Source organism: Microbacterium sufflavum (assembly GCF_023101165.1).
In the GTDB taxonomy this organism is placed as follows: Bacteria; Actinomycetota; Actinomycetes; order Actinomycetales; family Microbacteriaceae; genus Microbacterium; species Microbacterium sufflavum.
This window is the reverse complement of the sequence record NZ_CP078076.1, coordinates 1,039,203-1,064,299: the sequence shown is the minus strand read 5'-3', so window position 1 is coordinate 1,064,299 and position 25,097 is coordinate 1,039,203. Positions and strand designations below refer to the sequence as shown.

Here is a 25,097-nt window from a genome sequence, read left to right as displayed (position 1 = left end):
CTTCAATTTCCGGTCGTTGAGCGAGCGAGGAGGCGAGCTCGCGCTCAGATGTCGAGGAAGCGGACGTCCTTGGCGTTGCGCTGGATGAAGCCGCGTCGCGACTCGACGTCCTCACCCATCAGCACGCTGAAGATCTCGTCGGCGGCCGCGGCGTCTTCGATGGTCACCTGACGCAGGGTGCGCGTGGTGTGGTCCATCGTGGTCTCCCACAGCTCCTTGGCGTTCATCTCGCCGAGACCCTTGTACCGCTGGATGCCGGCGTCCTTCGGGATGCGCTTGCCGTTGTCGAGCCCGTACTTCAGGAGGGCGTCGCGCTCGGCGTCGCTGAACACGTACTCGTGCGGGGCGTTCGACCACTTGAGGCGGTAGAGCGGCGGCATCGCGAGGTACACGAAGCCGGCCTCGATGAGCCCGCGCATGTAGCGGAACAGCAGCGTGAGCAGCAGCGTGGTGATGTGCTGACCGTCGACGTCGGCGTCGGCCATGAGCACGATCTTGTGGTACCGCGCCTTCTCGATGTCGAACTCCTCGCCGATGCCCGTGCCGAAGGCCTGGATCATCGCCTGGACTTCCTTGTTGCCGAGCGCCTTGTCGAGGCGCGCACGCTCGACGTTGAGGATCTTGCCGCGCAGCGCGAGGATCGCCTGCGTGTGCGGATCGCGGCCCTGCACGGCCGAGCCGCCGGCCGAGTCACCCTCCACGAGGAAGATCTCGCTGATCGACGGGTCCTTGCTCGTGCAGTCCTTGAGCTTGTCGGGCATGGCCGCAGACTCGAACACGCTCTTGCGGCGCGCGGTCTCGCGGGCCTTGCGGGCGGCGAGTCGGGCGGTCGCGGCGTCGATCGCCTTGCGGATCACGTTCTTCGCCTGGTTCGGGTTGCGCTCGAACCAGTCGCCGAGCTGGTCGCCGACGACCTTCTGCACGAAGGCCTTCGCCTCCGTGTTACCGAGCTTGGTCTTGGTCTGGCCCTCGAACTGCGGCTCCCCGAGCTTGATGGAGATCACGGCCGTGAGGCCCTCGCGCACGTCGTCGCCGGAGAGGTTGTCGTCCTTCTCCTTGAGCAGGTTGTTGGCGCGGGCGTAGCGGTTGACCAGCGTGGTCAGTGCCGCGCGGAACCCTTCCTCGTGCGTGCCGCCCTCGTGGGTGTTGATCGTGTTCGCGTAGGTGAAGACGTTCTCGGTGTACGACGTGGTCCACTGCATCGCGACCTCGAGCGAGATCTTGCGCGTGGTGTCCTCCGACTCGAACGCGATGATCTCGTCGTTCACGACCTCGGCCTTGCGCACCTTGTTGAGGTACTCGACATAGTCGACGAGACCGCGCTCGTAGAAGAACACGTCGGACGGCTGCTTGGTGACGGCCTGCCCGTCCTCCTCCGTCTCGTACGCGGAGTCCGGGCGCTCGTCGGCCAGCTCGATCCGCAGTCCCTTGTTGAGGAACGCCATCTGCTGGAAGCGCGTACGGAGCGTGTCGTAGTCGAACTCCACCGTCTCCTGGAAGATCTCCGCGTCCGGCCAGAAGGTGATGCTGGTGCCGGTCTCGTCGGTCGCGGCACCCTTCTCCAGCTTCTGCTGGGGGACACCGCCGTTCGCGAAGCTGTGGTTCCAGACGAAGCCCTTCTGCTTCACCTCGACGTCGAAGCGCGTGGAGAGCGCGTTCACCACCGACGAGCCGACGCCGTGCAGGCCGCCGGAGACCGCGTACGCGCCGCCTCCGAACTTGCCACCGGCGTGGAGGATCGTGAGAACGACCTCGACCGTGGACTTCGACGGGTCGGACGAGTGCGGGTCCACGGGGATGCCGCGGCCGTTGTCGACGACGCGGACGCCCCCGTCGGCCAGCAGGGTCACCAGGATCGTGTCCGCGTAGCCGGCGAGGGCCTCGTCGACCGAGTTGTCGACGATCTCGTAGACCAGGTGGTGCAGACCGCGCGGTCCCGTCGATCCGATGTACATGCCGGGGCGCTTGCGGACGGCCTCGAGGCCTTCGAGGATCTGGATCGAGTCGGCGCCGTACTCTCCCGGCTGCTGCTTCGGGCGGTTGGCGGACGACTCGGTGGTTCCCTCGGGTGCGGGGGTTCCCCCGGTGTTCGATTCCGTCTCGTCAGCAGGGGATTCAGGCGTCATCAGAGGGCATTCTCCAGATCGATAGCTCGAACTCCCATTCTAGCCGGGTTTCGAGTCGATATGCCGCTCAACGGCCGCGTGTGGCCCTCTGAGCGTGTCAGACCCCTTGCATGGTGCCCTACCCGTAGGTATCGCGCGGGCCCCGTCCTGGAACGACTCTGGGACCCCATTTCCAGGAGGGGACGTCCGGTCCGATGAAGCGGAGGTTCTCGACGCCCGCTTCCGGATACCGTCTCCCGATCTCCGTCAGGATCGTCGCGCGCATGAACTGCAGGTTCTTCGCCCACGCGGTCGAGTCGCACTTCACCGTCAGCAGTCCACGCTCCAGCGACACCGGCTCGGAGTGCTTCGCGGTGTCGGCGCCGGCCAGGTCGGCCCATTGCCGGACGAGGTCCTCCCTGGCGAGCGTGGTCTCCCACCCTGCGTCGCGGCTGAGCCGGTCGAGCACATCGCCGAGCGTTCCGGGGTCGCGGCCCGGTGTGAAGGGGGCGTTGTCGTCGTCGACCGTGATCCGACGCTTGCGCTTCCAGTTCTTCGCGCTCGGCGTCAGACCGCGCAGACGCAGGTAGGTGGCGACAGTCTCAGGAGCTTCGATCACGGCGTCGGCGGCCACGTCACTCATCCGGTGCCTCCCGCTCGTCGGTGATGGTGCCCGCGGTGATCCGCACCACGTGTGCGTGCAGCACCTCGGGGATATCCTCCTCCACGGCCGCGGTGACGACCACCTGTTCGTAGCCCGCGGTGAGGGACGCGAGGCGCTGGCGTCGATCCGCGTCGAGCTCGGCGAACACGTCGTCGAGGATCAGCACCGGATCACCCGCGGGTGACTCGCTGCGCAGCAGTTCGGCCGAGGCGAGCCTCAGCGCGAGGGCCACCGACCAGGATTCCCCGTGCGAGGCGTACCCCTTGACCGGGAGGTCCCGCACGCGCAGCACGAGGTCGTCGCGGTGCGGACCCGACAGCGTGAGCCCGCGGTCGAGCTCCTGGGTTCGCTTCGCTGTCAGGGACGCGCGGAACAGCTCGGCCGTGCGAGCGACGTCGATGCGCTGCTCGGCCGCGGCCGACGACACCTCCTGCTCCTCGGCGTCGGCATCGTCCTCCGGATCGGCACCGGCCACGGACAGCGCCCACTCCAACCGGGGCCGGTGGTCGGCGCCGGCGATCGCAGCGTAGGCCTCGGCCACGGGCTGCTGCAGATCCGCGGCGAGACGCTGGCGCGCGGTGATGATCTCGGCGCCGAGCGCGACCAGCTTGTCATCCCACACGTCGAGCGTGCTCAAGCCCTCGCCGCGGACGCCCCGTGCCCTGGCCGACTTCAACAGGGCGTTGCGCTGCTTGAGCACGCGGTCGTAGTCGCCGAGCACCGCAGCCATCCGGGGGGTGCGCTGGATCAGCAGCTGATCGACGAACCGTCGTCTGGCTGACGGATCACCACGGACGATCTGCAGGTCTTCCGGCGCGAAGAGGACCACGTGGGCGTAGCGTGGCAGCTCGTTCGCCTTCGATGGCGAGCCGTTGATGCGGGCTTTGTTGGATCCCTGCCGGTTCACCTGCACCTCGACCAGCACACGCCGTTCGCCATGGGAGAGCCGCGCGCGGATGACCGCGAAGTCCTGTCCGTCTCGCACCAGCGGCGCATCCGACGACACCCGGTGCGAGCCGAGCGTGGCCAGGAAGACGACGGCCTCCGCAAGGTTCGTCTTGCCCTGTCCGTTCCGTCCGACGAGGACGTTGGGGCCGCGATGAAGAGCCAGATCAGCGGTCGCGTAATTGCGGAAATCGACCAGGTTCAGGTGCTCCACAATCACGGAGCCAGCCTACCTTTCGGGTCGGACATCCTCCCCGCCGCCGGGGCGACGCGACGCGCTCAGCGCAGGAGCAGGTTCGGCTGCAGCAGGTACTTGAACGAGTCCAGGCCCGCCTGGTCCACCGACGTCTGGCTGGTGATCAGGACCGGGCTCAGCTTGTTGGCGTTGTCGCTCGACGTGAAGGTGACCCGCACGAACTCGCTCTTCACCGCGCCGAGCGCCTCGATCAGGTACTGCGGGTTGAGGCCGAGCGTGACCTCGTCACCGCCGGACAGGATGGCGTCGACCGATTCGGACGCGCGTGCGTGCTCGCTGCCGGACGCATCCATCGTGACGCCGTCGGCCGAGAAGGTGAAGCGCAGCGGGGCGGCGCGGTCGAGCACCAGGGACACGCGGCGGACGGCCTCGATCAGGTCGGCGGTGTTCACGACCGCGTAGTGATCCGTCTGCTCGGGGAACAGACGACGCACCGGCGGGAAGTTGCCCTTGATGAGCAGCGAGGTGACGGTCTTGTTGCCCGCGGTGAACGCGATGATCTCGCGGTCGCCCGCGCCGGAGAACGCGATCTGGATCGTGCCGGCGTGCCCGAACGTCTTCCCGACCTCGAGCAGGGTGCGGGCCGGGACCAGCGCGGTGGCCTCGACGGCTTCTCCGTCCCACGGCACATCCCGCAGCGAGACCCGGTAGCGGTCGGTGGCCACGAGGCTGAGCGTCTGCCCGGTCACCTCGAGCTGCACGCCGGTGAGGACCGGCGTGACGTCGTCACGCGAGGCCGCGAAGCCGACCTGGGCGATCGCGGTGCCGAACTCATCGGCGGGGACGACACCGGAGGATCCGGAGACCTCGGGGATCGAGGGGTATTCCTCGACCGGCATGGCCGCGAGCGTGAATCGCGCAGAGCCGCAGGTGACCGCGATGCCGCCGTCGTCCTCGACGGCGATCTCGATCGGTGCGTTCGGCAGACGGCTCGCGATGTCGGACAAGAGTCGGCCGTGCACCAGGATCGTCCCCGGGGTCTCGACCGTGGCCTCGATGGTCGTCCTGGCGGATGCCTCGTAGTCGAAGGCCGAAAGGGTGAGCCCTGAACCGTCTGCCTCGATCAGCACACCGGCCAGGATCGGCTGCGGGTTGCGCTGGGGGAGGAGCTTGACGACGAAGGACACAGCCTCGCTGAAGACATCGCGGTTGACCTGAAACCTCACGGGTGCTCCCTTGTCGTCGTCATGACGGGTCGTCGTCGGGTCCTGCCAGTGCAGGGCTTCCCATGCTAGCCCTACAGTCCCGCGGATCCCTACGCCGGAGCACCGGCGACGCACCTGTCGGGTTGTCCCCACCGTCTGGTGATCGGATCGCCCCTTGAATGACTTAACTCCTTAACGGTGTTAACCGCTGTGGATACTGTGGATAAGTCGGTGGAAAGCAGACGCGAGTAGGGAACTACACGACTGTCACTTGTGGAGACGCTGAGGAATCCGCGGGTTATCGAGGATGTGGAGACTCGAGGGCTCGTGACGGTTATCCACAGGTTTCCCCATTCGGCCCACATCCTGAGCGCCGCGATCCCGAATCATCCACAAGTTATCCACATGTGCATAGACGCATTTATCGGAGACGTCCGGCCGTTGTCAAGAACGACGAAGGGCGCCGTCCTCGACGGACGACGCCCTTCCTCCGGTTCCGTCAGCGACGGCCGAGCTGCGTGGTGATCTCCGTGACCTGGTTGTAGATCGAGCGGCGCTCCTTCATGAGCTCGCTGATCTTCTTGTACGCATACATGACCGTGGTGTGATCGCGGTTGCCGAACAGCTGCCCGATCTTCGGCAGAGAGAGGCTCGTGCGCTCACGGCACAGATACATGGCGATCTGCCGGGCGGTCGCGATCTGCTGCGACCGGCTGGAGCCATAGAGGTCGTCGACCGTGAGCTTGAAGTACTGGGCGGTCGCCGTGATGATGTCGGTCGGCGAGATGATGTTGTCTTCCGCCGTGTCGATGATGTCGCGAAGCACGGTCTGCGCCAGCGAGATGTCGAGCGCCGAACGGTTGAGGCTGGCGAACGCCGAGACACGGATCAGCGCACCCTCGAGCTCACGGATGTTGGACGACACCACGGTGGCGATGTACTCCAGCACCTCGTCGGGGATGTGGAGCGCCTCGCTCTGCGCCTTCTTGCGCAGGATCGCGATACGGGTCTCGAGGTCGGGCGCCTGGACGTCGGTGATCAGTCCCCACTCGAAGCGGCTGCGCATGCGATCTTCGAAACCGGTCAGGTGCTTCGGTGCCACGTCGCTCGTGATCACGACCTGCTTGTTGTGGTCGTGCAGCGTGTTGAACGTGTGGAAGAACGCCTCCTGCGTCTCGGCACGGCCCTGGAGGAACTGGATGTCGTCGATCAGGAGGATGTCGACATCGCGGTACCGGGCCTGGAAGGCGGCACCCCGGTTGTTCGCGATCGAGTTGATGAAATCGTTCGTGAACTCCTCGCTGGACACGTAGCGCACCTTCACGCCGGCGTAGAGGGACTGGGCATAGTCGCCGATCGCGTGAAGGAGGTGGGTCTTGCCGAGTCCGGAGTCGCCGTAGATGAACAGAGGGTTGTATGCCTTGGCCGGTGCTTCGGCGACGGCGACCGCGGCGGCGTGGGCGAAGCGGTTGGACTGGCCGATGACGAAGTTGTCGAAGGTGTACTTCGGGTTCAGCCGTGACTCGTGGCGCAGCTGCGTCGGCTGCTCCATCGGCGACTCGCGCGGCTGCTCCTGGCGACCGAAGTCGGCGACGGCGATCGGCGCGGTCGGCTGATCGGCCAGTTCGTGGTTCACCACGACCCGGTACGACGTGACCTCGTCGCCGATGTGGGCGAGGGCTTCCATGATCGGCAGCCGGAGACGCTTGTTGATCTGCGCGGCGGTCAGATCGTTCGGCACCTCGAGATACAGCGTCGCGGCCATCACTCCCGCCGGGACGGCGAGGCTCAGGAACCCCTGCAGCTGAGGAGTGACGCGATCGTCGGCTTCCAGCAGCTCCTGCACCGTGCTCCAGATCGGGACGTCGGGCTGGGCTGGTGAGGACATGGTGCTCCGGACGACGGTTCGGGTCGCGGTCGACGTGCCGTGCCCCTGTGGATAACTTCGGATGCCACGGTAGTCACACCGGCCACGAACGGCAACCTGCCCTTGAAAACACGGGGGCGTGTTGTGCGCATCGGGCGCGTCCGGGTTGTGGATAATGGCTGTGCGGTTCGCGAGAGGACTCGAGCGTCGCAGGGCGCTAATTTGCCCTGTGCGCCGCCAAGACGTACCCTTAGTCGGTTGACTTATGCCTTTTTGGGCAGTTCCCCATGTCTCCGGTCGAAGTGAATCCGGTGGCAGCATTCCCGGAGTGATCTCATGAGCAAGCGCACCTTCCAGCCCAACAACCGTCGTCGCGCCAAGAAGCACGGTTTCCGTGCTCGCATGCGTACCCGCGCCGGCCGTGCCATCCTGTCGGCACGCCGCGCGAAGGGCCGCACCGAGCTCTCTGCGTAAGCAGCCGTGCTCGCCCGCCCGTTCCGTCTGGCCCGCGGGAGCGACTACCGGATGGTCGTTCGACGCGGATCGCGTTGTGGCGGGGCGCGCGTCATCACCTCGATCCTGTCGACGGGTGAGCGGCGTGAGCCGCGGTTCGGTTTCATCATCAGCAAGCAGGTGGGCACCGCCGTGGTGCGCAATACCGTGCGTCGGCGTCTGAAAGCCGTCTGCGCGGAGGCGCTCCCGCGTGTTCCTCAGGGCACGGATGTCGTCATCCGTGCCCTTCCTGCATCCTCCGTGGCGTCGTTCGCCGAGCTGCGCACCGACGTCGAGAGGTGCCTGCAGCGTCTGGCTCCGAGCGAGGTCTCCTCATGACCGCGCTTCCCGCCTCGTCGGTCGGGAACGGGGAGATGCGCGGACGCGACATCGTGCGCAGCATCCCGCTGCTCCCGCGGAACGCGGTCATCGCCTTCCTGTCCGGGTACCGCAAGGTCATCTCCCCGCTCTATGGCGATGTCTGTGCGTACTACCCCTCCTGTTCCGCCTACGCTGTAGGTGCGGTGCAGCAGCACGGTGCCGTGCGCGGAGCCCTGCTCTCCGCGTGGCGCATCCTCCGCTGCAATCCCTGGACCAGCGGAGGCGTCGACGACGTCACGCCGCACCAACACTTCCGCTACGACCTGACCTCCCATGGTTTCGTCGTTCCCTCCCGAAAGGACTGACCGGTGGGTCTTGACCTCCTGCTCGCCAGCACCACCCCCAGCCCCGAACCGGCTGCCGGGGGGTTCGACCTGCTCGGCACGATCCTCTGGCCGCTGAAGTGGGTCGTCGAGCTCATCCTGGTCGCCTGGCACTGGCTGCTGACCGCGGTCGGGCTTCCCGCCGCGTCCGGTATCACCTGGGTGCTGTCGATCGTGGGCCTCGTCGTGGTGGTGCGCGCGGCGCTGATCCCGCTCTTCGTGAAGCAGATCAAGAGCCAGCGAAAGATGATGGAAATTGCTCCTGAACTGCGAAAAGTTCAGGAGAAGTATCGCGGGAAGAAGGATCAGCTCTCTCGCGAGGCCATGAGCCGCGAGACGATGGCGCTGTACAAGAAGCACGGCACGACGCCGATGTCGAGCTGCCTGCCGCTCCTCGTTCAGATGCCGATCTTCTTCTCGCTCTATAGCGTGCTGAGCGATGTCAGCAAGCACGCGCGAGACAACATCGGCGGTGTCGGTCTCCTCAGCCCCGAGCTGACGAAGGAGTTCTACGACGCGAAGCTCTTCGGCGTTGCCTCGTTGCACGAGACGCTGGGCAACGCGATCGATGCGCAGAACACGACGGCCATCATCATCCTGGTCACGCTCGTGGTGCTCATGATCGGGTCGCAGTTCTTCACGCAGCTGCAGATCATCTCCAAGAACCTGTCGCCCGAGGCCAAGACCGGCCAGGCGTACCAGATGCAGAAGATCATGCTCTACGTGCTGCCGCTGGGCTTCATCTTCTCGGGCGTCTTCTTCCCACTCGGCGTCGTCGTCTACTGGTTCATCTCCAACCTGTGGACCATGGGGCAGCAGTTCCTCGTGATCCGTGAGATGCCGACCCCGGGTTCTGAAGCGGCGAAGGCTCGTGAAGAGCGCCTGGCGCGCAAGGGCAAGGCCATCGATTCGTCGGGCAAGGTGGTCCCGATGTCGGTGTACGAGGCCGAGCAGCAGCGTCTGCTCGAGGAGGCCGAGAAGGCCAAGGCAGAGGCACCGAAGCGTCAGCAGCCCGTGGGTAAGAAGCGGGCGAAGAAGAAGGGAAGCGGTTCATGAGCGAGGTCGTGACCGGGAGCACGGAGCCGACGGTGGCGCAGCTGGAACTCGAGGGCGACGTCGCCGCCGACTACCTCGAAGAGCTGCTCGACATCGCCGACATCGACGGCGATCTGAACCTCGATGTGCGTCAGGGCCGCGCCTATGTGTCGGTGGAGGCCGAGGGCGATGGACTGTCCGTGCTCTCTGCACCTGACACGGTCCAGGCGCTGCAGGAGCTCACTCGACTCGCGGTGCAGAACAAGACCGGTTCATTCTCCCGGCTGATCCTCGACATCGGTGGTTCGCGCGACACCCGGCGTCGGCAGCTCGAAACGCTGGTCGACGCCGCGGCCGCGAAGCTCGACGAGGGGTCGTCGCAGGCGTCGCTTCCCTCGATGTCGAGCTACGAGCGGAAGCTGGTGCACGACATCGCTGCCGACCGCGGCCTCGTCTCCGAGTCGTACGGTGAGGGCGCGGACCGCCACACCGTGTTGCGTCGTCGGTGATGTCGGCGTCGGACTCGTCCACCGAACCCGGCGCACCCGAAACCGGTGTGGTCGAAGCAGAGCCGGCCGTCGCCGCTGAACTCTTCGGCGACCGTATCGACGTCGCGCGACAGTTCACGGCCGCTCTTGCTCGTGAGGGTGAGGAGCGGGGCCTGATCGGACCCCTCGAACTCCCGCGGTTGTGGACCCGTCACATTCTGAACAGCGCGATCGCCGCGCCCCTCTTCCACGGCACCGTGGCGGACATCGGGTCGGGCGCCGGGCTCCCTGGTCTGGTCCTGGCGATCGCGCGACCGGATGTCACCTGGACACTGGTCGAGCCGATGGAACGCCGGATCACCTGGTTGAACGAGCAGGTCGCGGCTCTGGGACTCGACAACGTCACGGTGCTGCGGTCGCGCGCGGAAGACGTGAAGGCGGGCGATGGATTCGACGTCGTGACCGCTCGCGCCGTGAGCGCGCTTCGGACTCTCCTTCCCCTCACAGCTCCGCTGGTCCGTGACGGAGGGGAGCTCGCCCTACTCAAGGGGGCGAACGCGGCGAACGAGATCGAGGCTGCGCAGAAGCAGATCAAGAAGTACCGCCTTTCCGAGGTGCGGGTGGAAGTTCTCGGCGAGGGAGCGCTTCCCGAGACGACTCGCGTCGTGCGTGCGCGCGTGCGGTGACGTCGCCGTTTCACGTGAAACATCCGGCCTGACGAGGCGTACACGGCACGGCTATGCCGCGGAAGTTTCGGCGGTTGCTGGGGGGCGGGCTGCATTCGACGTACGGGAGCGGACGAATCTCGCCGCAGGGGAGGACCTGGCGCCGCCGTGTCTTCGTCACGCGCCGAGCGGCGTGTCTGACCGAGCGCGTCCAACACGGACAGCACGGCGACGGTCGGTCCGGTCGGGCGAGCGTGACCTCGGCGACTCGCGGTCGCGCGATGCGATGCCTGCGATCGGTCCCGCCCGGTGTGGGGTGAGACCCCACATGGCCACGTGTCCTCCCCTCGCGGTTAGAACGTGGTGCCCGACATGCGAACACATCCCTGACCGCCGACGGAGCGTCAGCCGTTGGTGAGGGGTGTGACGGCGGCATTCCTAGACACACACGCCCAGCGCAGTTGCACGGCGGATCGACATCGTGTGCGGTGCAGCTGGTGATTGACCGGGCGCGGGCTCGCGAGGTGGGGATGTGGTTGACCGTGCCACCAGCCGGAGGTTGCAGGCCCGCGCCCTTCCGGTGCCCGACGTCCTTACAGGTTCGATGCGCGCCGGCAGCCCGTTTCACGTGAAACATCGAAGTCAGTACCTCAGGCGGAGGCTATGTTTCACGTGAAACACGGCGAGGTCGGGCAGGTGACGGTGACGTGGCTTGCATCGCGACCGAGTGGTCCTAGTGCGGCCTTCGGTTGAGATCGATGGGCAGCGCGGTGCTGGCGGATTGATGAGCAGATCTGAGGGCATACAGGGGGTGAGTACCGCTGTTCGTGCGCTGCGGACGAACTCCGGGACGGTGGGTCGCAATCGTAGGGAAGGACTGGCCGCGGGTGCCGATGGGGCCTGCGGGGTGGTGCGCATCCTGCTCCCGCGGCGAGTCGTGTGAGAGTTTCCGCGGCCGCGGATTCACTGGGTGTCCCCAGAAGGAGCGGTGTCGGGGGAACGCAGGTCTATGTCAGCGCCCTGTATGTCGGGTGGTGCGGGCCTGACCGCGGTAAGACACTGCAACCGATCATCCGAGCGGATACGACGAGGAGCCCGAGTCCGGGAGTCATCGACGCGGGAGATGGCCATGTTGCGTGAGCTTCATGGTGGTCAGCTCCCGGGAGGGGAGAAGGCTTTGGGGTGGCGGGAGGTCGGATGCGCCGGGCACGGGGCGGTGGCACGCTTGTAAACACAGCGGAACGGGCGGGGAGTCGAGATGTGTGGGCGAGCGGTGGCGCAGTCGGTAGGGCGCGAGGGAGTGCGCGGGTGCGTTCGTTGCGCAGCGTCAGGGACTCCGGTAGTCGGGGCACTACAGATGAGGGAGATGAGGCGCCTCAGAAAGGGGCTGTCACGGGCCGAGGAGTTGAGGCGTCCCTGTATCGAACGGGAATGTGTGATGGGCGCCGGGGGTGACGGCGTCGCGCCGACGAGGGGAAGACGATGGGTGGTTGCACCTCTGGTGCTGAGGCTTCGATGAGCTGGGCTCGACAGTGACCCGTGTGGTGAGGCTTCGATGAGCTGATGTCCACAGGGCTCCGTGTAGTGAGGCTTCGATGAGCTGGGGGTCCACAGTTCCCTGGCTGGGGGTGGGGAGGGCAGGGACGAGCGCGAGGTGCGGCGACCGGGTGGGACGACGTGGTGCGGGCTTGCAGGGTCGGGGCATTCCGCGCGTGCGGTTGCTCAGGTGAAAGGGGTGGGCAGGGCGCGGATGACGATGGAGTCGGGGACGTGTGGGTGCGGTGCCGGGGGTCGTGCGGGGTGTCCTGTGGGGTGTCCTGTGGGTGAGGAGAAGCATGAGAGTCGGTCGGAGAGGGACGTCAGGCTCAGCTGGGGATGTCGTGCGGGCCGTGCTTGCGTGAGGGGTGGGTGCGCGGTACGGATGACGATGGCGTGGGGGAGTGGAGGGCATGTGGCACCCGGCGGCACGGTGTCGGCGGAGTGCCCGGGTGCGGCGAGGGACATCAGCGGCCAGCTGCACGAGCCGTGAGTGCAGAGCATCTGCCCGAATCGGGCCGTTCCGCACCGGAAGCTGTGGGGCGAGGCACGGGGAGACGGGACTGCACGGCCATGAGCGGGCCTGCCGAGTCAGGAGCGGGGGCCTCCGACCGGCTGTCGCGGGCTGGTGGCGAGTCGTCGGTGAGCGCAAGACGCACGAGCGGGCGCGACCGCCGAAGGTGCGGTGTTCATGCGGGGGAAGATGTGGGCGTGGGGAGGAGGCGGGTCTGGGCCAGACGCGGGCGTGGGGCAAACGCCGGCGTGGGGCAGACGCGGGCGTGAGGAAGAGCCGCGCGTAGGGGAGGGGCGGCCGCAGGGAAGAAGCGGCCCGGGGGAAGAGGTGCGCGTAGGGGGGAGGTGGCCGTAGGGGATGAGGCGGGCGTAGGGGGGAGGTGGCCGTAGGGGATGAGGCGGGCGTAGGGGGGAGGTGGCCGTAGGGGATGAGGCGGGCGTAGGGAGGAGGCGGCCGTAGGGGAAGAAGCGGGCGTAGGGAAGAAGCGGGGTGGGGAAGAAGCGGGCGTAGGGAAGAAGCGGGGCGGGGAAGAGCGGGCGCCGAGGGTGGAGGCATGCGGGCCCCGACAACACGGAGGTCCGTCGGCTCACGAGACGCAGTGGACGACGGACCGCACCAGGGAAATGCGCGGACGTGCGGTGTTGGCCCGATGGGGGGCAAGCCCGGACGGAGACGGGACCGCGTGTGCTGGATCGCGGGGAGGGCTGGGTGAGCCGCGAGGTCGGAGCCATGAGGGGCGAGGCGACGCGGTCGCTGACGGACCGAACACGCCGCGGAACAGGCGCGGTGTTTCACGTGAAACGGTGGAAGGCGCCAATGGGGGGCGGCGTTCGCCGGGGCAGGTCGGGGCTTCTTCCAGAACCGTCGCGGGCGGGGGAGGAGGTGTCGAGGGGGCAGCTCACGCGGCGGTTCATATGGACCTGAGCGTGGATGAGCCTGGTCGGGGATCTCCAGCGCGAGCGAGGAGGCCCGGGAGCTGTTTCAGACAACCGATAGCGGTCATCGTTGCGGCACCGGGAGCGCGCGCGGCGCTCGCTGCGACGAGGAACTCCCGGAATCGATGCGGCTGCCGGTCGTGGGCCGGTACGAGCCGCGGACGGAAGTGCGCTCAGCGTCGATGCTGACGGGCCTGCGCGGTTCGAGGTCCGTCCCTGCGGTTAGAGTGGGATGCGGCCCCGAAAGGAGTGGATGTTTCACGTGAAACAGTCCGAAAAGACACCGGCAAACGACTCGTTCGGGATGGATACCCCACTTGCTCGCGAGCTCGCCGACCTCTCCGCGCGCCGCAGGGCCCTCGAAGCCGTTCACGTGGAGTTCACCGGGGAGACCCGGGTGCTTACCGTGTCGAACCAGAAAGGCGGCGTCGGCAAGACCACGAGTGCGGTGAACATCGCCTCCGCGCTGGCCGGACTCGGTGCCTCGGTTCTCGTGATCGACCTCGACCCCCAGGGGAATGCGTCCACGGCACTCGGGGTTCCGCACAACGCGGACACGCCGAGCGTGTACGACGTGCTGATCGATGAGTTCCCGCTCGCGGAGATCGTGCAGCCCAGCCCGGAGAACCCACGACTGTTCTGTGCTCCGAGCACCATCCACCTGGCGGGCGCCGAGATCGAGCTGGTGGCGCAGGTCGCGCGGGAGCATCGGCTCCGACGCGCTCTGCAGGACTACCTCGTCGACCACCCGGTGGACTTCGTGATCATCGATTGCCCGCCGTCGCTCGGGCTTCTGACGATCAACGCCTTCACCGCAGCCTCCGAGGTCTTCATCCCCATCCAGTGCGAGTACTACGCGCTGGAGGGTCTGAGCCAGCTTCTGGGAAGCATCCAGATGATCCAGAAGCACCTCAACCCGGCTCTGCACCTCTCCACCATCCTGCTGACGATGTTCGATGGCCGTACCCGGCTGGCGCAGCAGGTTGCGGAAGAGGTTCGGACGCATTTCCCCACCCAGGTGCTGAACACCGTCATCCCTCGGTCGGTCCGCGTGTCCGAGGCCCCCAGTTTCGGCCAGACGGTCATCGCGTACGACGGGCAGTCCGCCGGCGCGATCGCCTACCGCGAGGCCGCTGTCGAGATCGCGTCCCGTGTGACGCAGAGCAAGGAGAAGTAATGGCGAAGCGCACTGGACTCGGCCGGGGCATCGGTGCCCTCATTCCGACCGCGGATCAGGCGGAGCGACCCGTCGACGTGTTCTTCCCCGGCGCGAGCCTGCGCCCGGACACGACCGACTCCGGCGCAGCCGCGGTTGCGGAAGCTGCCCTCGAGGCGGTCCCCGGCATCCACCTGGTGCAGGTCGACCCGCACGCGATCGTGCCGAACCCGCGTCAGCCGCGGACACACTTCGACCCGGAGGACCTGGCCGAACTCGTGCACAGCGTGCGGGAGTTCGGGGTGCTCCAGCCGGTGGTCGTGCGCAAGAACGGCGACGGCGACTACGAACTCATCATGGGGGAGCGTCGGACGCGGGCTGCACGCGAAGCCGGGCTCGACGCGATCCCGGCCATTGTGCGCGACACCGCCGACGAGGAACTCCTGCGCGATGCGCTCCTCGAGAACCTGCACCGCTCCGAGCTGAACCCGCTGGAAGAGGCATCGGCGTACCAGCAGCTGCTCGAGGATTTCGGCATCACCCAGGAAGAGCTCGCAACCCGCATCGGCCGGTCTCGTCCGCAGATCAGCAACACCATCCGCCTGCTCAAACTGCCCGTCCCCGTGCAGCAGCGCGTCGCAGCCGGAGTGCTGTCGGCCGGTCACGCCCGCGCGATCCTGAGCCTCGACACCCCGGAGGCGATGCAGCGCCTTGCCGATAAGGTCGTGAACGAAGACCTGTCGGTGCGCGCGACGGAGGTCGCCGCCAAGGCGCAGCCGAGCGCGGGGAAGACCCCGAAGGCCACGCCGGGAGCGCGACGGGCCTATCTGGACGAGGTGGCGGGCAAGCTCGGCGATCGCCTGAACACGCGGGTGAAGATCTCGCTCGGGACGCGAAAGGGCCAGGTCACGATCGATTTCGCGTCGATCCAGGACCTCAACCGCATCCTCGAGGAGCTGGGCGAAGAAGGGTACGGCTCCGCGCGCTGACCCCGCACGGTGTCAGGGAGGGCCTAGACTCGCGTCATCTTGACGATGCGGGGGTAGGTCATGAGCAGAGCAGCTGACGCGGCGAGCATCAAGCGCCGTGTGATCGCGGTCAGTATCGCCGCGGCATTGGGTGGCTTCCTCTTCGGCTTCGACACCGCGGTGATCAACGGTGCCGTCGACGCTCTCGCGGGCGACGTGTCCGGGTTCGACCTCGGTACCGGCCTCAAGGGCTTCGCCGTGTCGTCCGCGCTGATCGGTTGCGCGGTCGGCGCCTGGTTCGCCGGCCCGATCTCGAACAAGTTCGGGCGCATCCCGGTCATGGTCGTCGCAGCCGCCATGTTCTTCGTCTCCGCGATCGGCTCCGGTCTGGCCTTCAGCGTGGTCGACCTCATCATCTGGCGCGTGATCGGCGGACTGGGCGTGGGGGCAGCCTCGGTCATCGCTCCGGCGTACATCGCCGAGGTGTCGCCGGCCGCCATCCGCGGAAGACTCGGCTCGCTGCAGCAGCTCGCGATCGTCACGGGTATCTTCGCCGCCCTCCTCTCCGACGCGCTGCTCGCGGGAATCGCCGGCGAGGCGGATCAGCCGCTGTGGGGGCTCACCGCCTGGCGCTGGATGTTCATGGTCGCGGCCATCCCCGCGCTCGTCTACGGGCTCGTCTCACTCCGGCTGCCGGAGTCGCCGCGTTACCTGGTGCGCAAGGGCGAGACGAAACGCGCCGCAGAAGTGCTCCAGACCGTCACGGGCACGATCGACACCGAGGCGAAGATCAAGGAGATCACCGGGACGATCGACACCGAGCGCGCCGAGTCGCTGCGTGACCTGCGAGGGAATCGCCTCGGGCTCAAGCCGATCGTCTGGATCGGCATCCTGCTGTCGGTGTTCCAGCAGTTCGTCGGCATCAATGTCATCTTCTACTACTCCACCACGCTCTGGCAGTCGGTCGGTTTCGACGAGTCCAGCGCCCTGCTGACCTCGGTGATCACCTCCGTGACGAACATCGTGGTGACGATCGTGGCGATCCTCCTGGTCGACAAGGTCGGCCGGCGGATCATGCTGCTCGTCGGTTCGGTCGGCATGACCGTCACCCTCGGACTGATGGCGCTGGCGTTCTCCTTCGGCACGCTGGATGCGCAGGGCACCGCAACGCTGCCCGACCCCTGGGCCACCGTCGCCCTCGTCTGCGCGAACGGATTCGTGGTGTTCTTCGGCGCCAGCTGGGGACCTCTCGTCTGGGTGCTCCTCGGCGAGATCTTCCCGAACTCGATCCGTGCTGGCGCACTCGCCGTCGCGGCCGCCGCGCAGTGGGTCGCGAACTTCTTCATCTCCACGACGTTCCCGGCCTTCGCGGAGATCGGACTCACCTTCGCCTACGGGTTCTACGCGTTCTTCGCTCTGTTGTCGTTCTTCTTCGTGTTCTTCAAGGTGCCCGAGACCAAGGGCCGGGAGCTCGAGGACATGACCGAGGACGCGAAGGTCGAGCGCCGACGGGGTCCGGCACGCGCGTAGGCTGGACGGATGACCGAGTCCGTCCCACGCCGCGCCAGCCTGGAAGTGCTGCGCGCCGAAGCGGCCGACGAACTCGCCGTGCTGATCCAGGAGCGGCTGCTGGGCGGGGAAGACCCGTGGGAGTTCATGGAGGAGCTGCCGAGCGTCGACGAACTCGTGGTGTACCTGCTCCGCGCTGACAACATCGCCGCGAACGACGGCGTGCGACCCAACGCCGCGCGGCACTACCGCGTGCTGCGACAGATCGCCCTGGAGTACCCGGAGCTCACCCCGGCGGTGTGGGGACTGCTCGACGAACAGCAGCGCCACCGCCGGTGGGACCCGCGCATCGCCGACGCCTCCTGAGGGCTCTTTCGATTCCTCCGCGCGGCGTCCGCACGCACCGGCGGTGAGGCTCGACACGCGTGGATGCGTGGGGCGGTGCGACGGCGTGTGCGCGCGATGCGGCGGCGCGGGAAATGCGTGGGCTGGGCGGGCGAGGGTACGGCATCGGGCGATGCACGGGCGTGCGGGCGCGACGTGGCGGGGCGGGCGATGCGTGAGGCGGGCGCGATGCGGCGGCGCGGGGGATGCGTGGGCCGGGCGCGCTGCGGCGCGGGTGGCGGTGTGGGGGCGAGGGAGATGTGGAGGTGGGGGCTCGACCGGCGCCGGGGCGAGGGAGGCGGATGATCAGGGACGGGCGCGACGCACAAGACTTCTGAACATGATTTTCATAAATCGCTTCATGCTGGTAAAAAGGTGACAGCAACGCGGCGGGGCGGGCACTGACCGGCACTTCCGTGTGTTCATGAAAGACAAGGGAGTTCGCCATGACGTCACGCCTACGCATCGGAGCGGAGCGTGCAGCAGACCGGGCCGACCTGATCCCCGGGAGCAGGATCGGCCTGCTCACCAACTTCACCGGGACCATGCCCGACCTGTCCCGGAACATCGATGCGTTCACGGCCGCGGGTGTGCGACTGCATCACCTGTTCGGCCCCGAGCACGGTCTCGACGGCTCGGTGCAGGCGGGGGAGAGCACCGCGATCGAGCGCGACGAACGCTCCGGGCTCCCGTTCAGCGACACCTACCTCACCGAGGGCGCGGCCCTGGACGACATGATCGCCGCGACAGGGGTGGATGCCCTCGCCTTCGACATGCAGGACATCGGGGTGCGCTTCTACACCTACATCTGGACGATGTACGACGCGATGCGCAGCGCCGCGCGCCTGGGGCTGCCGTTCACCGTGCTCGACCGACCGAATCCGCTGGGCGGCGCCGTGCTCGCGGGCCCCGGGATCGAGGGCGAGCGCTTCACGAGCTTCGTGGGGCGCAGCGACATCCACCAGCGCCACGGCCTCACCGCCGGGGAGCTGGCACGCCTCTTCGCGCGCCGCGACCTCGCCGCGGAGGGCCTCGAGCTCGACCTGCACGTGGTGACGCTGACGGACTGGGACCCCACGCGGGACTGGACCGCCACCGGACTGCCGTGGGTGCCGCCGTCGCCCAACATCCCCACGCTCGACTCGGTGTACGCGTTCGCCGGCACCGGGCTCGTCGAGGGTACGACCCTGAGCGAGGGGCGCGGCACCACGCGGCCGTTCGAGACCATCGGCGCTCCGTTCCTGACCGCCGCGTTCGCGGAGGACCTGCGCGGGCGCGACCTGCCGGGTGTGCTGTTTCGCGACATCGCCTTCCAGCCGACGTTCCACAAGCACGTGGGGGAGACCGCTCGGGGCGTGCAGCTGCACATCACCGACCACCGGGCGTATGACCCGGTGGGGACCGCCCTGGCGGTGCTGGAGGCCGCCCGTACGTCGGCGCCGGAGGACGTGCACAGCCTGGATGCGGGACAGCGGCTCGATCCAGGCGACTCCGGCTACGCGCTCGACCGCCTGTGGGGGTCCACCAGCCTCCGTGAGGCGCTGAACGCCGGGCGGGACCTGGCGGCGCTGTCCGCGGGGCCTCAGCGGGTCGCGGACGCGTACGGCGACGACGTGCTGCTCTACCCGCGCTGAAAACTATTTCCGTCATGTTAATCGTGACCAAAACTTATTGACATCGACGCGACGGTGAATGTACTTTCATTCCCATCGCGCTGCCGCACCCCCTTCACCCGAGGAGATATCAATGGAGAGCATCGTCCGGACCTTCCGCGCGGGAGACGGCCCCGAGATCGCGCGAGCCTGGACCGAAGCGGCGCCAGCCGACGGCATCAGCTACGAGCGGTTCCGCGACCTGATCCTGCTCGACCGCAACTTCGACGCCGACGGCCTCTTCCTCGCCGAGTCCGACGGCGACATCGTCGGCGCGGTCTACGCCGTCCGCCGCCAGATCGCCGCCGACGGCGACGACCTGGAGCCCACCTCCGGCTGGATCCCGTTCTTCTTCGTCGTCCCGTCCGCCCGACGCCACGGCATCGCCACCACCCTGATGGCCGCCGCGAAGGAGTGGCTGCGCGGGCACGGCGTCGAGACGGTCTACTTCTCGTCGTACACGCCCAACTACTTCCTCCCCGGGCTCGACGCCGACCGCTACCCCGAAGCCGACGCGTTCCTGCGCTCCGTCGGCTTCCAGACGCAGTACACCTCGGTCGCCATGGACCGCACGCTCAACGACTACGCCATGCCCGACGACGTGCGCGCCCGCATCGCCGAGCTCCGGGACCAGGGCTGGACGTTCTTCTCGCCGACGGGCGACGACCTGGTCGACCTGATCGAGATCGCCGGCACCTTCAACGCCGACTGGTCGCGCGGTATCCGCGAGGGCGTGCTCGGCGGACAGTCGCTCGAGCGCATCATGGTCTGCCGCAACCCCGAGGGCGCCATGCTCGGCTGGGCCATGCACGGCACGTACGAGAACGTGCTGGAGCGCTTCGGCCCGTTCGGGGTGCTGCCGGAGAGCCGCGGCACGGGACTCGGGAAGATCCTGCTGCACCTCACGCTCGAGCGCATGCGTGCCCTGGGCGCCCACAGCGCCTGGTTCCTGTGGACCGAGGAGACCTCCGCCGCCGGACACCTGTACCTGAACACCGGGTTCGAGATCACTCGCACCTTCACGATCCTGCACGCCCCCACCGCCGCCTGACGCGGCCCACCCGAGAGGAATCACATGAAGTCTGCAGCACAGCGTCACCGCCGACGCCTGGTGACCACCGTCGCGCTCACGGGCGCGGCCGCGCTCGCCCTCGCCGGATGCACCACCGGGGCGGAGGGGGGCGGAGACGACGGCGTCGTGAAGCTCACCTTCCTCAGCCACTACGGCAGCGACCCGTTCAAGACCGGGATCGGCGACCTCATCGACCAGTGGAACGAGGAGAACCCCGACATCCAGGTGACCTCGCAGGCCGTCAACTTCGACGAGCTGCTCACCACCCTCAACGTGCGCCAGACCGGCGGACGCGGCGCCGACATCGTCAGCTCGTACTCCCTGTGGGGTGGGCAGCTGCAGGCCAACGGCGTGCTCTCCGCTCCGCCCAAGGACGTCGCGGCCGACATCACCGACAACTACAGCCCCGCGGCGCTCGCCTCGGTCACGACCGGTGACGGCGAGATCCTCGGCTACCCGACCGAGTTCAACACCTACGCGCTGTTCTACAACAAGCAGCTCCTCGCCGACGCGGGCTTCGACGCCCCGCCGGCGAACTGGGACGAGCTGGTCGAGGCCGCCAACGCCACCACGAAGAAGGACGGCTCGGGCAACACGATCGTGCAGGGCCTGTCCCTCATCCAGGACGGCGACAACCACACGGTGCACCCGTTCCTGTCGCTGCTCGACTCCGCCGGTGGCGAGTTCCTCGCGGCCGACGGGAAGTCCGCCATGGACGACAAGGCCGAGGACGTGATGCAGCTCGAGTCCGACCTGGCCGAGACCGGCGCCACCTCGACCTCGATCATGCCGACGAAGGCGTTCCCCACGGGCGGCGTGGCCATGGCCGTGCAGGCCGGCTGGTGGATCGGCAGCCTGAAGGCCTCGATGGGCGACGACTACGCCAACGTCGGCGTCGCCCCCGTGCCCGGCCCGGAGACCGGTGACGTGGGCTCCCTCGCCTACAGCTTCTTCACCGGCGTGAACTCCGGCAGCCAGCACCAGGAAGAGGCCTGGAAATTCCTCAGCTGGCTCAACTCGCACGAGACCGAGGACGGCGTCACCGCCCTCGGCGACTTCCTTGCCACGCAGGGCCTGATCCCGCCGCGCACCACGGACGCGGAGATCCTCGGCCCGAAGTACCTCGCCGAGGAGCCGAACCTCGAGGCGATCTACGCCGCCGCCGACTACGCGATGGCCGAGTCGAACGCGTCGAACGCCTACGAGGCGAAGACCGCCACCAACACGGCGCTCAACGACATCATCGTCAACGGTGCAGACGTGAAGACCACCTTCTCGAAGCTGGTCAAGGAGATCGACGCCCAGTAGCACCACCGGAGGGCGGGGACCACGCGCGTCCCCGCCCTCCACCCGAGACCACCCACGGAGGGCCGATGGCCAACCCCACTCTCATGACCGCGGCGCAGGAAGCCGCGGAGGACACGATCGCGGTGACGACGGTCGGGAAGAAGGCCAAGCCGCGTTCGCGTCGCTTCCGCCGCGAAGCCCGCGCCGGCTACCTGTTCCTCGCGCCCTCCCTGCTGTTCTTCACCGTCTTCCTGATCCTGCCCACGTTCTTCGCGATCTTCCTGTCGCTGTCGACGTGGGGCGGATACGACCTCACGAAGATCGAGTTCACCGGGTTCCAGAACTACCTGGAGATCCTGCAGATCGACAGCACGTTCGTGCAGCCGATCCTCATCAACACGTTCCTGTTCGCGATCATCGCCGTGATCCTCGCGGTCGGCGGCTCGGTCGTGGTGGCCCAGCTCATCGAACGCCTCAAGTTCCAGGGATTCTGGCGGTTCCTGTACTTCCTCCCCGTCGTGGCCACCGTGGTCGCGATCGGCAACGTGTGGAAGATGCTCTACCAGCCGGCCGGCCTCATCAACGCCGTGCTCAACGCCCTCGGCGTGAACTCCATCGGCTTCCTGTCCGACCCGAACCTCGCCCTCCCCGCGGTCGCCGTGGTGCAGGCGTGGGCCTCGATCGGCGCGGCCGTGCTCATCCTGACGGCGGGCATCAAGGGCATCGACAAGACCATGTACGAGGCCGCGGAGATCGACGGCGCGAACTCCTGGCGCACGTTCTGGAGCATCACGCTGCCGCTGCTGCGGCCCTCCCTGGTGTTCGTCTTCATCACCCAGTGCATCGCCGGGCTGCAGTCGTTCGCGCTCATCATCGTGATGACCAAGGACGGCGGACCCGCGAACGCCACGAACGTCGCCGCGTTCGAGATGTACCAGCAGGCGTTCAAGTTCGGCGCCTGGGGCACCGCGAGCGCCATGGCCATGGTGCTCTTCCTGATCATCTTCATCATCACGCTGCTCCAGCTCTGGATCAGCCGTCGCACCGGAGGAGACGACTGATGGGCGTCCGTCAGCGCAAGCGCCACCCGTTCCCGTGGATCTCCTACCTCGTGGTCGCCATCGGTGGCGTGATGATGGTGGTCCCGTTCTTCGACACGGTCTTCAGCTCGCTGAAGGGCCCCGGTGAGTACGGCATCTTCCCGTACCGGTTCTTCCCGGAGAACTGGACCTGGGACAACTACACCGCCGCGTTCGAGCAGCTGCAGCTGGACAAGCTGTTCTTCAACAGCACGGTCGTGACGCTCGTGGTCACCGCGTCGGTGCTCATCACCTCCGCGATGGCGGGCTACGCGCTCGCGAAGCTGCGGTTCCGCGGTCGCGACGTGATCTTCCGGTTCGTGCTCGCGACCATGATGCTGCCGCCGTTCCTGCTGCTGATCCCCGACTTCCTGATCATGCTGAACTGGCCGCTGGTGGGCGGCAACAACATCCTCGGCCAGGGCGGGTTCGGCGGTATGACGAACAACATCGTCTCGCTCATGCTGCCGTTCCTCGTCAGCGGGTTCGGCATCTTCCTGATGCGCCAGTTCATGGTGGGCGTGCCCGACGAGATGCTCGAGGCCGCGCGCATCGACGGTGCGGGGGAGTGGCGGCTGTTCTTCAACATCGTGCTGCCGCAGGCGACGCCGGTGGCCATCACCCTCGGCGTGATCACGTTCGTCGGCCAGTGGAACGAGTACATCTGGTCGTCGCTGATCGCCTCCGCCAACCCCGACCTGATGACGCTGCCCGTCGGCATCCAGATGCTGCAGAGCTTCATCGACCCGAACCGCACCATGCCGATCGTGATGGCCGGCATCGTCATCAGCACCCTCCCGGTGCTGCTGATCTTCCTCTTCCTGCAGAAGTACTACGTCCGCGGCGTCATGCTCAGCGGAATGAAGTGACCCCCACGAAACGGAGTGATGACAATGGGTAGGACCGTACTCGCCATCGGCGGGCACATCGGCGACATGGACCTCACGGCGGGTCCGACCCTCGCCAAGATGGTGCAGGAGGGGGACCGGGCGATCATCCTCGCGTGCACCTACGGCGAACGGGGCCACCCCACGATCGCGCCCGACGAGTACCGGAAGCAGAAGGTGGCGGAGGGCGAGGCCTTCGCGGCGGCGATCGGTGCCGAGTTCCGCGTGCTGGACTACTCCGACGGCTTCCTGCCCGACGACGACTCCGCCGCGGAGCAGATCGCCGACATCATCCGGCAGGAGAAGCCCGAGATCCTCATCACGCACTGGACCACGAGCATCCACCGCGACCACGAGCGCGCGGCGATCCTCGCGGAGCGCGGCCGGTTCCTCGCGTCTCTCCCCGTGGACAGCCCGTACGGACGCCACGGCATCTCGCAGTTCCTGCACGCGGACAACTGGGAAGACGCGGAGGGTTTCACGCCCGACCTGTACGTGGAGATCCCCGACGCCGCGTTCGAGACCTGGCGGGCAGCCATCCAGGGCCAGGCCTTCGCCCGCGGAGAGACCTACGGGTTCCGGTACATCGACTACTACAGCGCGAACATGCTCGCGAAGGGCTGCCTGGCCGGCACCACCCGGGCGTGCGGCTTCAAGCGCGGCGACAAGGGCGCCGAGCTGGCAGGGCCGTGAGCCCCGAGCGCTCGACCGAAGGGCCGGAGGTGCGTCTGCGCCTCCGGCCCTTCCGCGTGGGCGACGAGGACGACCTCGCCGCCGTGTGCCTGCGCACCGGAGACTCGGGCGCCGACGCCACGGGCCTCTACCGCTCGCCACGGCTGCTGGGGGAGGTGTTCGCGCTGCCCTACGCGGCGTGGAGCCCCGAGACGTGTCTCGTGCTCGACGCCGGCGGCCGCGTGGTCGGGTACGTGGTGTGCGCGCCCGACACGACCGCGTACGAGCAGTGGTTCCGGCACGCGTGGTGGCCTCCCCGCGAGGCGCGGCACCGGGGCGACTGTGTCGACGGGGGCAGGGATGCGACCATCGTCGCGTTCGCCCGGAGGATCGGCGAAGGTCGGGTGCCGTTCGTGGACCGCTACCCCGCGCATCTTCACATCGACCTGCTGCCCGAGGCGCAGGGCCACGGGTGGGGGCGGCGGTTGATCGACACGCTCGCGGCGCTGCTGCGCGACCGGGGCGTGCCCGGGCTGCAGCTGACCGCCGGGACGCGCAACACCGGCGCCATCGCGTTCTACCGTCGCCTCGGCTTCGCGGAGCTGCGTCGGACGGACGACGGCGTGACGTTCGGGATGCTCCTCGACGACGTGACCCCGCGGCACTGAGGGTCGGGGACGCAGAAGGGGCCGCACCCCCGGGAGGTGCGGCCCCTTCTCGTCGTCCGGGGAGGATCAGCCGATGAAGTCGGCGAGATCCTTCTCGAGGGCGAACTTCGGCTTGGCGCCGATGATGGTCGTCTTGACCTCGCCGCCGTGGAAGACCTTCATCGCCGGGATCGACGTGATCTGGTACTTCATGGCGAGCTCGGGGTTCTCGTCGACGTTGAGCTTGAGGATGGTGATCTTGTCGGGGTTGTCGGCCTGAATCTCGTCCAGCACCGGCGCGACCATACGACACGGACCGCACCACTCGGCCCAGAAGTCCACCAGCACGGGACCATCGGCCTGCAGCACGTCCTGCTCCCAGGTCGCCTGGCTCGTTGCCTTTGCACTCATCAGAGTTCTCCTTGTTCGAGGT

23 protein-coding genes are annotated in these 25,097 nt (G+C 67.5%); 17 read left to right on the top strand and 6 right to left on the bottom strand.

What is annotated here, in order from left to right:
• Positions 1-44: 44 nt before the first annotated feature.
• The 5 genes from gyrB to dnaA form a co-directional block, all read right to left on the bottom strand.
• Positions 45-2,126 (bottom strand): DNA topoisomerase (ATP-hydrolyzing) subunit B, encoded by a 2,082-nt coding sequence (gene gyrB / locus KV394_RS05340; RefSeq protein WP_247982481.1) that lies wholly within the window; start codon positions 2,124-2,126, stop codon positions 45-47.
• 118 nt (positions 2,127-2,244) lie between these two features.
• Positions 2,245-2,748 carry a DUF721 domain-containing protein gene (locus KV394_RS05335; RefSeq protein ID WP_136033739.1) on the bottom strand — a complete coding sequence of 168 codons (504 nt, stop codon included), beginning with the start codon at positions 2,746-2,748 and terminating at the stop codon, positions 2,245-2,247.
• The gene (gene recF / locus KV394_RS05330) at positions 2,741-3,934 is read right to left on the bottom strand and encodes a DNA replication/repair protein RecF (protein WP_136033741.1); all 1,194 of its coding nucleotides are present in this window, start codon (positions 3,932-3,934) and stop codon (positions 2,741-2,743) included. The genes KV394_RS05335 and recF overlap by 8 nt, the downstream gene beginning before the upstream one ends.
• Before the next feature lie 59 nt (positions 3,935-3,993).
• Positions 3,994-5,136 carry a DNA polymerase III subunit beta gene (dnaN, locus tag KV394_RS05325; protein WP_136045157.1) on the bottom strand — a complete coding sequence of 381 codons (1,143 nt, stop codon included), beginning with the start codon at positions 5,134-5,136 and terminating at the stop codon, positions 3,994-3,996.
• A gap of 478 nt (positions 5,137-5,614) precedes the next feature.
• Positions 5,615-7,003 (bottom strand): chromosomal replication initiator protein DnaA, encoded by a 1,389-nt coding sequence (gene dnaA, locus KV394_RS05320; RefSeq protein ID WP_206252153.1) that lies wholly within the window; start codon positions 7,001-7,003, stop codon positions 5,615-5,617.
• A 315-nt stretch (positions 7,004-7,318) separates the two neighbouring features.
• Here dnaA and rpmH point away from each other — a divergent pair, with 315 nt between their 5' ends.
• From rpmH to KV394_RS05235, 17 genes are all read left to right on the top strand, one after another.
• Entirely contained in the window at positions 7,319-7,456 is a 138-nt protein-coding gene (rpmH, locus tag KV394_RS05315; RefSeq protein ID WP_022879826.1) for a 50S ribosomal protein L34, read from the top strand.
• A 6-nt stretch (positions 7,457-7,462) separates the two neighbouring features.
• Positions 7,463-7,813: a ribonuclease P protein component gene (rnpA, locus tag KV394_RS05310; RefSeq protein WP_247982480.1), complete on the top strand. Its 351-nt coding sequence runs from the start codon at positions 7,463-7,465 to the stop codon at positions 7,811-7,813.
• On the top strand, positions 7,810-8,160 hold the full coding sequence (yidD, locus tag KV394_RS05305; RefSeq protein ID WP_247982479.1) for a membrane protein insertion efficiency factor YidD: 351 nt from the start codon (positions 7,810-7,812) through the stop codon (positions 8,158-8,160). The genes rnpA and yidD overlap by 4 nt, the downstream gene beginning before the upstream one ends.
• Positions 8,161-8,163: 3 nt before the next feature.
• Positions 8,164-9,234 (top strand): membrane protein insertase YidC, encoded by a 1,071-nt coding sequence (gene yidC / locus KV394_RS05300; protein ID WP_136033750.1) that lies wholly within the window; start codon positions 8,164-8,166, stop codon positions 9,232-9,234.
• Positions 9,231-9,722, top strand: coding sequence for a Jag family protein (locus tag KV394_RS05295; RefSeq protein ID WP_136033753.1), 492 nt, complete (start codon positions 9,231-9,233; stop codon positions 9,720-9,722). The genes yidC and KV394_RS05295 overlap by 4 nt, the downstream gene beginning before the upstream one ends.
• On the top strand, positions 9,722-10,387 hold the full coding sequence (gene rsmG, locus KV394_RS05290; protein WP_247982478.1) for a 16S rRNA (guanine(527)-N(7))-methyltransferase RsmG: 666 nt from the start codon (positions 9,722-9,724) through the stop codon (positions 10,385-10,387). The genes KV394_RS05295 and rsmG overlap by 1 nt, the downstream gene beginning before the upstream one ends.
• Positions 10,388-13,655: 3,268 nt before the next feature.
• Positions 13,656-14,528 carry a ParA family protein gene (locus tag KV394_RS05285; RefSeq protein ID WP_247982477.1) on the top strand — a complete coding sequence of 291 codons (873 nt, stop codon included), beginning with the start codon at positions 13,656-13,658 and terminating at the stop codon, positions 14,526-14,528.
• Positions 14,528-15,496, top strand: a complete 969-nt coding sequence (locus KV394_RS05280) for a ParB/RepB/Spo0J family partition protein (protein WP_247982476.1) — start codon at positions 14,528-14,530, stop codon at positions 15,494-15,496. Before KV394_RS05285 ends, KV394_RS05280 begins: the two co-directional genes overlap by 1 nt.
• Positions 15,497-15,556: 60 nt before the next feature.
• Positions 15,557-17,005: a sugar porter family MFS transporter gene (locus KV394_RS05275; protein WP_206252159.1), complete on the top strand. Its 1,449-nt coding sequence runs from the start codon at positions 15,557-15,559 to the stop codon at positions 17,003-17,005.
• A gap of 9 nt (positions 17,006-17,014) precedes the next feature.
• Positions 17,015-17,350 carry a tryptophan synthase subunit alpha gene (locus KV394_RS05270; protein ID WP_136033761.1) on the top strand — a complete coding sequence of 112 codons (336 nt, stop codon included), beginning with the start codon at positions 17,015-17,017 and terminating at the stop codon, positions 17,348-17,350.
• Positions 17,351-17,814: 464 nt separating this feature from the next.
• The gene (locus KV394_RS05265) at positions 17,815-19,002 is read left to right on the top strand and encodes an exo-beta-N-acetylmuramidase NamZ family protein (RefSeq protein ID WP_247982475.1); all 1,188 of its coding nucleotides are present in this window, start codon (positions 17,815-17,817) and stop codon (positions 19,000-19,002) included.
• 112 nt (positions 19,003-19,114) lie between these two features.
• Positions 19,115-20,071, top strand: a complete 957-nt coding sequence (locus KV394_RS05260; RefSeq protein ID WP_136037082.1) for a GNAT family N-acetyltransferase — start codon at positions 19,115-19,117, stop codon at positions 20,069-20,071.
• Between the two features lie 24 nt (positions 20,072-20,095).
• Entirely contained in the window at positions 20,096-21,400 is a 1,305-nt protein-coding gene (locus KV394_RS05255; RefSeq protein WP_247982474.1) for an extracellular solute-binding protein, read from the top strand.
• A gap of 65 nt (positions 21,401-21,465) precedes the next feature.
• On the top strand, positions 21,466-22,440 hold the full coding sequence (locus KV394_RS05250; RefSeq protein ID WP_205812707.1) for a carbohydrate ABC transporter permease: 975 nt from the start codon (positions 21,466-21,468) through the stop codon (positions 22,438-22,440).
• Complete coding sequence (locus KV394_RS05245; RefSeq protein WP_136033769.1) at positions 22,440-23,327, top strand: carbohydrate ABC transporter permease; 888 nt, start codon at positions 22,440-22,442, stop codon at positions 23,325-23,327. Before KV394_RS05250 ends, KV394_RS05245 begins: the two co-directional genes overlap by 1 nt.
• 24 nt (positions 23,328-23,351) lie before the next feature.
• On the top strand, positions 23,352-24,038 hold the full coding sequence (locus tag KV394_RS05240) for a PIG-L deacetylase family protein (protein WP_247982473.1): 687 nt from the start codon (positions 23,352-23,354) through the stop codon (positions 24,036-24,038).
• Entirely contained in the window at positions 24,035-24,685 is a 651-nt protein-coding gene (locus tag KV394_RS05235; RefSeq protein ID WP_247982472.1) for a GNAT family N-acetyltransferase, read from the top strand. Before KV394_RS05240 ends, KV394_RS05235 begins: the two co-directional genes overlap by 4 nt.
• Positions 24,686-24,751: 66 nt before the next feature.
• Here KV394_RS05235 and trxA read toward each other — a convergent pair whose 3' ends face one another.
• The gene (gene trxA / locus KV394_RS05230) at positions 24,752-25,075 is read right to left on the bottom strand and encodes a thioredoxin (RefSeq protein ID WP_136033773.1); all 324 of its coding nucleotides are present in this window, start codon (positions 25,073-25,075) and stop codon (positions 24,752-24,754) included.
• Positions 25,076-25,097: the final 22 nt, after the last annotated feature.